This is a genomic window from Lentzea albida, from assembly GCF_900111005.1.
Classification (GTDB): domain Bacteria; phylum Actinomycetota; class Actinomycetes; order Mycobacteriales; family Pseudonocardiaceae; genus Lentzea; species Lentzea albida.
Window position 1 is genome coordinate 122449 of record NZ_FOFV01000009.1, and the last position, 9745, is coordinate 132193.

Below are 9745 nucleotides of genomic sequence, written 5' to 3' on the forward strand. Positions count from 1 at the left end.
GCTACATCAGGATCGGGTCGATGTCGCAGTTGGCCCGCATCCCCTTGATCGCGGCGATGGTGCCGGGATGCCCTTCGCCGAGCACCTTGCGATACCTGTCCAGCACCGGCTCGTGGTGCTGCTCGGCCTCTTCCAGACGCCCCGCGACCCGCAGGTCGTGACCGTGGTTGAGCGACGCAGCCAGCAGAGTGGGGTGGTTGACACCGAACACCTGGCCACCACGCTGCACGGCGTCCTGTCCCAGCGCGATCGCCCGATCGATCTCGCCGAGGGCTGCGAGGTCGCTCGCCAGGTTGATCATGGCGATGATCGCGTAGGGGTGGTTCGGGCCGAGGCGGCCGCGGAAGAGTTCCAACGCCCGTTCGTCGAGCTCCCGGGCTTCGGCGACCTCGCCCTTGAGCCGCATCGTCAACGCCAGGTCGACGGTCGCGAGGACGGTGTGCGGGTGGTCGTCGCCCAGAGCGCGCCGATACCGCTCGAACGTGTCCTCTCCCAGGGTCTTCGAGGCTTCGAGCTCGCCCGCGTGACGAAGATCGATCGAATGCGCCACGGCGCAGGCCAACCGGGTCTGGTGGTCGTGGCCGTACAGCAACGTGAACTGGGCCAGTGCCGGAGTGGACAGCTCCAGTGCTCGCGCGTGGTCACCGTCCTTGCGGCGCAACACCGACAGGAGGAACGACCTGGTCGACTGCTCCGGGCTGTCCGCGGGGAAACGCATCCGGTACGTCTCGGCGAACTTCTCCATGTCGATGCGGGCGCGCATGTACTCGCCCGCCTCGCGCCTGTCGACGATCTCCGCGGAGTAGCTGCTGACCGTCCTCGGGTGGTCGGGCCCGAGCACCTCGCTGCGGCGGTCCGCGGTGTCGCGGTCGAGTTCGGCCGCCGCGACGTACTCGCCGGACAGCCGGAGGCTGATGCCGTGCTGGTACGCCGCTTTGAGGGTCTCCGGGTCGTCGTCCCCGAACAGGCGCCTGGACTTGGTGAGGATCTCCTCGCTCAGCTTCGCCGCCGTGGCGAAGTCCCCCTGTGCCCGGAGGTCGGTCACGACGTTGGCCTGGACGGTGAGCACCTCCTCGCTGTCCTCACCGGTCACCGAGATCTGGCGCTGCAGGGTGCGCTGGTTGATCCGCGAGGCTTCCTCGTACCTGCCCACGACCCACAGGTAGAAGCCGAGGCGTGCGGCCACGTACAACGACTGCGGATGGGTGGGGCCGAGTTTGCGTTCGAACGCCTCGCTGACCCGCTCGGCCAGGCGCGCGGCCTCGTCGTGGTCGCCCCACGCGGACAGGAAGCGCATCACGTTGATGATGAGCTGCCGGGGCCAGTCCTCGTCGCACTCGACGATGTCGGACGCGTAGGCGTGCGGCAGCAGCTCGCGGTAGCGCGACCAGTGCTTGCTCGAATCGGGGTCGTTGGGGTCGAGGCTGGCCAGGAGCTGGTGCGCCCCGTGCTTCATCTGCGCGTGCAGCTGCGGCGCCATGGTGCGGTTGCGCAGCACCAACTGGACCAACCTGTGCAGCTGCAGGGTGTTGTTGCCGTGGTCGATCTTCGCCAGGCCGTACCGGTTGATGTCGCGGATCGCCCTGGCGAGCTTGATCGGGTCGCGCAGGGCCGCGTCCAGCTCCGGGGAGATCGACACCCGGCTGACGCCGGTGAACAGGTCGCGGGAGATCGGCTCCGGCGAGTAGAACGCGCAGATGTGCAGGATCTGGTGCGCAGCCGGGTTGCGCTTCTTCAGCTCGTCGAACGACACGTTCCAGGCGGCGGCGACCGAACGCTCGTAGTCCGTCTGGGCGGACGTGTCGAGGATTTCCGCGACGGACTCGTCGAACAGCCTCAGGTACTCGCTCACGGGCATGCCGGTGACCGCACGCCAGGCCGCGGCCTGCTCCACGGCCAGCGGCAGGTCGCCGAGCTTCTCCGCCAGCACGTTCGCGTCCGCCTCGTCGATCTCCGGGCCGCGCTTGCCGAGCAGTTCGATGCTCTCCCGCCGATCGAACACCGCGAGTTCCAGTGGCCTGGCGACGCCCGCCCAGTCCGGGTTGCGGGAGGTGATCAGCACCTCGCCGGGACCGTTGGCCGGGAAGAACGGGCGCACTTCCTCGGGACTCTCGGCGGCGTCGAAGACGAGCAGCCAGCGGCGGAACGGCCGGCCGACGCGCAGGGCCTCGCGGACGGCGGGCACGGCGGTGTTCGCCTCGGTGGCGCCGGGCAGTCCGAGCTGACGCGCGAGTTCGGTGAGACCGGCGCGGATCTGGGTCGGCCGGGCCGCCTCGATCCACCAGATGAGGTCGTAGTCCTGCAGGTGGCGGTAGATGTACTCGGTCGCCATCTGCGTCTTGCCGATACCGCCCATGCCGTGCAGCGCGGACGGCAGCACCGCGGTGGCACCACCGGCCGTCAGGCGTTTGCCCAGCTGGTCCAGCAGTTCTTCGCGGCCGGTGAAGTTCGGATTTCGCGGCGGGACATTTCCCCAGATGACGGGAGGATCATCCGACCTCCGCTCGTGAAACGTCCTCGAGCTCGAAGCGGGAAGAACTGTCATACCGCTCACCTCGGGGAGGTCGTTGTCGCGCGACCCGGCGGATTGCGCCGCGTTCGATGCGGAATACGCGGGTGGTTCGGATACCGTGGTCGTGCTGGCGCGCTCGGCCGCATCGGACATTTTCTTGCTCGCTATCCTAGGCTCACTGGGCTTGATTGATTCAGCATGGCCGCCGCCGCGTCTCACAGCATCGCCCAGCCGATCAGCGCGTGAGAGGTAAGGACCCGACAACGCTCCCATCACCGCACGCTGGAGCCCGACTTCAGCGGCTGTCGAAACAGAGGGAACGGGGTCCGGGGTGTTGTCTGGATCCACTATGGCGTCACGGAGACGTCTCAGTGCCGGAATACGATCCCCGAATACCGCGGCAGCCGTTTGCACGACACCCGCGGTTTCGGACCGCCGAGCGCCGCTGAGCAGCAGTTCTCGCACTTTCTCGGGAAAGACGAAAGCAGTGGAGTCCCAAGCAGGAACTCCACGGCCGACGGGAGAATAGTGCACCACTCCGCTCAGAAGCAATTCGCTGAGGTGCTCGGTTTTCGCCTCCGGGACGAATTGATGGCGAATGAGTTTCACGACTTCGGGGTGAGCCGGGACCGCCGCCAGCAACGTCGCGAGCCGGAGCGCCGGCGGTGAGGCGAGGCTTCTGAACCTGCCCACGTGCTCTTTCGCCGACAGGTCGCCGTTGGTCGCGGTCGCGGTCTCACGGGTGGCGAGCACCACCGTTCCGGCGGCCGGACCGCGGTGGCCCGCCGTGATCAAGCGCGCCCACCACTTCAGGTAACGAGGTTGCAATTCGATCACGGGCACCGCGACGGCGCCGTTGCGCAGGTGCGCCTGCGGGTCCTCCTCCAGCCACGCGTCGGGCAGGTCGTAGGTCCAGCGGCCGTTGGGGCGCATCGCGGCCGGCACGGTCAGGTTCGCGCGGTGCAGCGGCACGGCACCACGGCCCCACAGCCACTGCGGCAGGAGGTGCAGCACGCTCACGGGCATGGACCGCGCCCATCGTGCGAGCATCGGGTTGAGCAGGTCCGGTCGCCACACGCCGCCGACGCCGTCCGTCACGAGGAGCATGACCCTGCGGCCGGAGACGTCGAGCACCTCCGCCGGGTCGCGCGCGGGCGCACCGGGCGTACCACCGCGCAACACCGGGACCTCCGTGCCCTCCCCGTCGCGGACGACGTCGACCAAGCGGAACTGGATCGTGCGGAAGGCTCCCAGCCGCGCGAGCATCTCCAGGAACGCGACGACCTTCGGCCGCCACAGCGACATGGACGGACTGTCGTCCAAAACGACGGTCAGATCGAGCCAACGCTCCGGACACGACCGGGTGATGGGCCACCACGTGCCGGTGCTCGCCACCTGCTCCGCGGTCGCGACCTCGTCCAGAGTCGTTGCGCCATAACGGAAAGAAGGGACTTCGCGCTTCAACGGCCGCAACGCGCGGAAGCACTCCAGCATCTCGGCGAGAGCGGGCGCCACCACCGCGGCCGGCGGCAGTTCTCCGCGTTCCTCGTCGTCATGACCCGATGGGGGTTCAGCCGGTTCCGCCTTCGCCTCCGCCTGCTCCGGGACGGGCGGAGGCTCCACGGCGGAAGCGTCGTCGGGCTCGGGTTCCTCGGGCGCGGGCGGTTCCTCGCGCACGGACTCGACGGGCGGCGGCCTCACGGGAACGGGTGGGTCCGGATCACCGAGGTCGTCCTCCCGGCTCTCCGGTGCGCCGCCGCCCATCGCGGCGGCCAGCCACACGACGTCCCCGACGTCGGTCCAGCCCAGAACCTCCAAGCCGTCCACGTCACAGCTCCGTCAGACGGCGCCACAACGAGTCCAGCAACCGCTGCCACGCCAGGTCGTCCGGCTGGTACGCCCCGGACGTCGCGAGGTACACGGCGTCCAGCAGGCGGTCCGCCGGCAGCCCGCCCTCCGCGCGACTCTTCGCGATGAACTCGCGCACCAGCCGGTCGCGGTGTTCTCCGCGCTCGTCGAGGAGGTGGTTGGCCACCATGGCGGCCAGCTGTTCGACCGTCGGGTCCTTGATCTCGAGTTGCAGCACGCGGCGCAGGAACGCGGGCGGGAACTCGCGCTCGCCGTTGCTCGTCATGACGACGATCGGGAACGCACGGCAGGCGACCCGGCCGTCCACGACCGTCGCGGTCCCGTTGGGGTCGTTCGTGTGGACGGTGACCTCCCGCGTCTGGTTGCGCACGCGGGCCAGTTCCGGGATGACGAACTCGCCGTCCTCGAAGATGCTCAGCAGGTCGTTGGGCAGGTCCGACTCCGACTTGTCGAGCTCGTCGACCAGCACGACGCGGGGAAGCCTGCGCGGCAGGAACGCGGTGCCCAGCGGTCCGAGCCGGACGAACTCACCGATGGGTGCCTCTTCGGCGTTCCCCGACTGCGCGCGGCTCGCGGCCGCCTGGACCCTGCCGATCGCGTCGTAGTCGAACAGCCCGGAACTCAGCGTCGTGCGGCTGGTGATCGACCACCTGAGCACGCGGCCGAGACGCAGTTCCCGGGCGACCCGCCAGGCGAGGGAGGACTTGCCGACTCCCGGTTTGCCGGTCAGCAACAGCGGACGGCGCAGGTACAGGGCCGCGTTGACGACGTCGAGTTCGTGCGCGTCGACGTCGGACTCCGCCAGGTTGATCTCCGGCCCCAGCCGGCGATCCGCTTCGCCGTCATCACCCGGTGGCACGTCGTCGACCGGGAGGGGGCCGCCCTGGAAGTCGCGCCACGGCGGAGGAGGCGGGAGTATCTCGCCGAGATCGATGTCGTGGATCTCCCTGCCGGTACCCCGGTAGATCCACCAGTCCGGCGCGTCGAGTCCCGCCCTGCGGTCGTCCCGGCCGTGTTCCCGCACGCTCATTCGAGGCCCCCACTCGACGTCGGCGGAGGTCCGCCGGGTCCGATCTTCCGGTTCGGGTCGTCGAGCAGCACGACGAGGTTGCGGATGAGGTCGTCCTCCGTCGCGGCCAGGTGCGCGGCGCGGTGACGGGCCGGCACCCCGGAGATGCCGCCCTCACCGGTGACGAGCCGGCCGACGAGGTCGCGCAGGTCCGCGGCGCTCGCGCGCGGGTGCCAGACGACCAGGGGCACACCGGCCCGCAACGCGGCGGTCAGCGCATCGGGCCCGGAGCTCGGATCGGGATGCGCGGAAGGCGGCTCGTCCATTACCATTCCAACCCACGTGGATTCGCTCAGCACGGCGTCGATCGGATTCTCCCTGGCTTCAGCTGGCCCGTACGGGTGAATTCGCCGAATCGACGGGGTGTCGTCCACAGCCGACTCCCACCTCATGCGCCAAATCCGGTGCCAGTGAGCGGACCGCATTCGTTCTAGAGATCTGAGCGCCAAAGGATAGTCGTACACGAGCGGGCGTGGGTAACCAGACCCGTATTCCTTGCGCCACGCCATGATCGGCATTTGGAGCAGCGGCCTGGGCATCACGAATTCCAGCGCGACCGAAACAGCCTGGTCCGACCACTCGCTCTCGGCCTGGACGATCACCTCGTCGATTCGCCGTTCCAGTTCACCGACGGCCAGCTCGTGCGGTCCCCCGCGCGGCGGCGGCCATTCGAGCGGATCTTCCTGGCGCCAGAACGAGAGCACGCACCTGGTCTCGTCTATCGCGTCCAGTTCGACCACGATCATCAGGTGCAGAAACGGCTGCTCGGGTATCGGGCCCCTGGTCTCCCGGCGTTCCTGCCGCTGCTCGGTACGCCGCAGGTTGTAGATCTTCTGCGAAACCCACTCCGTCAGTTCGGCCGCGCTGTCGGCACCGAGCTCCTCGGCGAGCAGTTCGAGGAATTCGATGGCAGGAGGAATTCCGTCGGAATCCGCGTTCACGTCGGCCAGGTTGAGAAAAGCCTCCCAGACCGAGGGGAAACGGGGCAGGGGAATCCTCGCCCGCGTGGCGCGGCGGACGAGCATCGGCAGGCGGTCGGTCTCCACGCCCGACAGCAACCCCTCCAGCACCTTCATCTCGTCCGCGGGGAACAGGGAGCGCACGACGACGTCGTCGTGCGCCGGCCCGGCGACCAGGGCCGGCGGCGACGCGCCGGCCTCCCAGCGCCCCCCGTGCAGCCTCAGCCACGCGTACCCGTCGAACGACTTCACCGAGACGTCGATGCGGCGGTACGACTCCGGTGCGCTGCCGGGGTCCTGGCTGATGACCTCGTCGTAGAAGTAGGAACTCGCGATGAAGGCGACGAGCTGCCCGGATCTGCTCAACTCCGTCTTCGCCTCCTCCGAGTCGAGGATCCGGAACGTCTGGACCACGGCGTTCCCGACCCAGCCGTTCGCGTTCTTGCGGATGTCCCCGGCGTGCAACCCCACGCGGAGCGTGAACTGCGCCGGTCGCGCGTGGGTCGCGTTGTGGCGGCGGATCTCGGCGGCCAGACGGTCGGGCAGCTTGTCCGCCAGTTCGCTCTTGGACACCGACGGCGGGATCAGGATCAGGGCGCCGTCGCCGCGGTCCTCGATGTCGCACTCGTCCACGACCGCTCCCGCGGCGGTGAGCGCGGCCCTCAACACGCCGTACAGGCCCTCCTGCACCGCGATCTGGTCCGCGACGGTGCGGTCCGGACGGGTGAACTCGGCGACGTCGACCGCGACGATCGTCCGGTGTTCGGTCGGTGGCGAGTGGGGCACGACCGTCCTTCCCACGACATGACGCCGGCGGCTGCCGGCGAGCCGATTCGTCGTGTACCAGACCGACCCGGCCGGGCTGCGCGCCGTTTGACGCACAAGGCCCGGTTCCACCCCGCGGGATCTCGCACAGCAGACACTCGTGCGTTACTACAGCAGGATTCCCTTCACACCGAGGAGCACTCGGACTGCTCCGCCGGAGATTTCAGCCGATGAGAGCAGCGGGCACGGGCGTGCCCCGCCGGGATTTTCGGGAGGTCGTGGCGGACCGTTACGCGCACCGGTGCGAACGGGGTGCGATTAGATCGATCGGGGCAGTGACCGCCGAGCTGTTCCGTGAATCATGGAAGCATGGGGATCGGCCGGTCGTTCTGGGGGATGCTCGACGAGACCGAACGCGCGGCGATGCTGGCGGCGGCGACCCGCAGGACGTTCGGCCCCGGCACCGTGATCTGCCACCAAGGGGACGAGACGCGGAACGTGCTGGTCGTGTCGCGGGGGCGGGTGCGGGTCAGCCGGTTCGCGCTCAACGGCGACGAGACCTTGCTGGCCGTGCGCGGGGCCGGTGACATCATCGGTGAGGTCGCGGCGATCGACGGGCAGGGGCGGTCGGCGACGATCACGGCGGTCGACGACGTCGAGGGGATCCTGATCACCGCCGCCGCCTTCATCCGGCTGTGTGAAAGGCATCCGCGGGTCGTGTGGGCCGTGCTGCGGGTCGTGGTGTCACGTGCCCGGGCGGCGGGTGACCAGCAGGACCTGCGGACCGGGCCGTCGTTGCAGCGGGTCGCGGGGGTGTTGCTCGGGCTCGCGCACCGCGACGTCAGCGACATGATCGCGACCGTGCCCCTGAGCCAGCGCGAGCTCGCGGCCATCGCGGGGATCTCGCGCGAGACGCTGGTGCGGGCCTTGAAAACGTTGCGGGAGGCCGGGATCATCGCCACCCGGCGCTCGCACGTGGAGATCCTGCGCGAGGACGAACTGCGCGCGGTCTGCGGCATTTGACGCAGACGTTGCGGCGTGGTCGCGGTTCCCTTGGTGCACAGGCCACCAGCAGTCACCAGGGGAGAGACCATGAAGCGCCACACCGTGCCGGAACCCGGCTCCCGCAAGCAGATGGCGCGCGCACGCCGCAAGCACACCGAACGGGTGCTGTTCGCGGTCGTCTTCACGGCCGTCGAACTCTGGGCGGTCGTCGCCGCCGTGGTGCTGCTCGAGGACGACGGCGTGCTCGCCGTCGCCGCGTCGGTGGTGCTGTCCGCGGCGCTCATCGCCGTGTGGGACACCTGGCAGTCCGTTTTCGCGTCCGGACGGGCGCTGCGGGTGCCGGCGTCCGACGAGCCCGCCGCCGAGGAGGTCGGTCCGGACCAGCCGATGACGCTGGTGCGGCTCTGAGACCAGGTGTGGCCGCGGCGTAGGGGGGCGCGGCCACACCGCCCGGCTCAGCGGGCGGACTCCAGCATCGTGCGCACCGCCGACGCGATGCGTGCCGACGGAGAACCCGTTCCGTACGGCGAGGGGATCTCGCGCAGTGCCGCGCGGTGGGATTCCACGTCGTCGAGCCAGCGCAGCACCGCGGTGCTCACGAGCGGGCCGGGCGGGACGAGGGTGCCGAACGTGCCCTCGATCTCCGGGCGTTCGGTGCTGCGCCGCACGACCACGACCGGGCGCTTGAGCACGCTCACCTCCTCCTGGATCCCGCCCGAGTCCGACACGATGACGGCGGAGGCGTGGGCCAGGGCGAGGAAAGGGCGGTACGGCTGGGGTTCGATGACCTGCAGGCCGTGCAGCAGCGCTCCCAGGCCGAACGCGGTGACGCGCTGGGCCGTGCGCGGGTGCAGCGGGAGCACGACGGGGAGCGGCAGCTCGCCCAGCTGGCGCAGGACGGTCTCGAGGTTCGCGGCGTCGTCGACGTTCTCGGGGCGGTGGATCGTCGCGAGGACGTAGCCGTCGTGCTTGAGGCCCAGGTCGCCGAGGACGGCGTCCTCCTCGTCGGGCGAGGGCAGTGCGTGGGCCAGTGCCTCCACAACGGTGTTGCCGGTGACCGCGATGCGGCTGCCGGCGACGCCTTCGGCCAGGAGGTTGTCGCGGTTCAACGACGTCGGCGCGCAGCAGAGGTCGGAGAGGTGGTCGATGAGCACGCGGTTGTGCTCCTCGGGCATCGCGCGGTCGTAACTGCGCAGGCCCGCCTCCACGTGCACCAGCGGCACGTCGCAGGCGTTGGCGGCCAACGCCCCCGCGAGCGCGGAGGTCGTGTCGCCCTGCACGACCACGGCGGCAGGCCGTTCGGAGGCCAGCACCTCGTCCACGGCCGAGACGGCGCGGCCGAGCTGGTCGCCCCGGCGCAGGCCGCCGAGCCGCAGTTCGTGGAAGCCGCCCGGTTCCGGCACATCACGGCGGATGAGCGAGTACATCGAGCGGTCGTAGTGCTGGCCGGTGTAGATCATGGTGCACGCGCTGCCGAGGTGTTCCACGAGCGGCGCGAGTTTGATCAGTTCCGGTCTTGTGCCGCAGACGATCGTCACGGTGTTCGTTTCCCGCACCGCGGCAAGG

At 69.6% G+C, this 9745-nt stretch carries 6 protein-coding genes; 2 read left to right on the forward strand and 4 right to left on the reverse strand.

Annotation, left to right across the window (positions count from 1 at the left end):
- Position 1 precedes the first annotated feature (1 nt).
- From fxsT to BMY74_RS23165, 3 genes are read right to left on the reverse strand one after another with little or no spacing between them, the layout of a single operon-like run.
- Positions 2–4339, reverse strand: a complete 4338-nt coding sequence (fxsT, locus tag BMY74_RS23155; protein WP_281244997.1) for an FxSxx-COOH system tetratricopeptide repeat protein — start codon at positions 4337–4339, stop codon at positions 2–4.
- Position 4340: 1 nt separating this feature from the next.
- Positions 4341–5411, reverse strand: a complete 1071-nt coding sequence (locus tag BMY74_RS23160; protein ID WP_089919394.1) for an AAA family ATPase — start codon at positions 5409–5411, stop codon at positions 4341–4343.
- Positions 5408–7195, reverse strand: coding sequence for a VMAP-C domain-containing protein (locus BMY74_RS23165; RefSeq protein ID WP_143091671.1), 1788 nt, complete (start codon positions 7193–7195; stop codon positions 5408–5410). Before BMY74_RS23165 ends, BMY74_RS23160 begins: the two co-directional genes overlap by 4 nt.
- Before the next feature lie 348 nt (positions 7196–7543).
- On the opposite strand from BMY74_RS23165, the gene BMY74_RS23170 reads away from it, so the two are divergent.
- Together BMY74_RS23170 and BMY74_RS23175 are read left to right on the forward strand one after the other, a co-directional pair.
- A complete protein-coding gene (locus BMY74_RS23170) occupies positions 7544–8197 on the forward strand; it encodes a Crp/Fnr family transcriptional regulator (protein WP_245786312.1) in 654 nt (217 codons plus the stop codon).
- A gap of 69 nt (positions 8198–8266) precedes the next feature.
- Positions 8267–8587, forward strand: coding sequence for a hypothetical protein (locus tag BMY74_RS23175; protein ID WP_089919399.1), 321 nt, complete (start codon positions 8267–8269; stop codon positions 8585–8587).
- 47 nt (positions 8588–8634) lie between these two features.
- Here BMY74_RS23175 and wecB read toward each other — a convergent pair whose 3' ends face one another.
- A complete protein-coding gene (gene wecB, locus BMY74_RS23180) occupies positions 8635–9735 on the reverse strand; it encodes a non-hydrolyzing UDP-N-acetylglucosamine 2-epimerase (RefSeq protein ID WP_245786313.1) in 1101 nt (366 codons plus the stop codon).
- Positions 9736–9745: the final 10 nt, after the last annotated feature.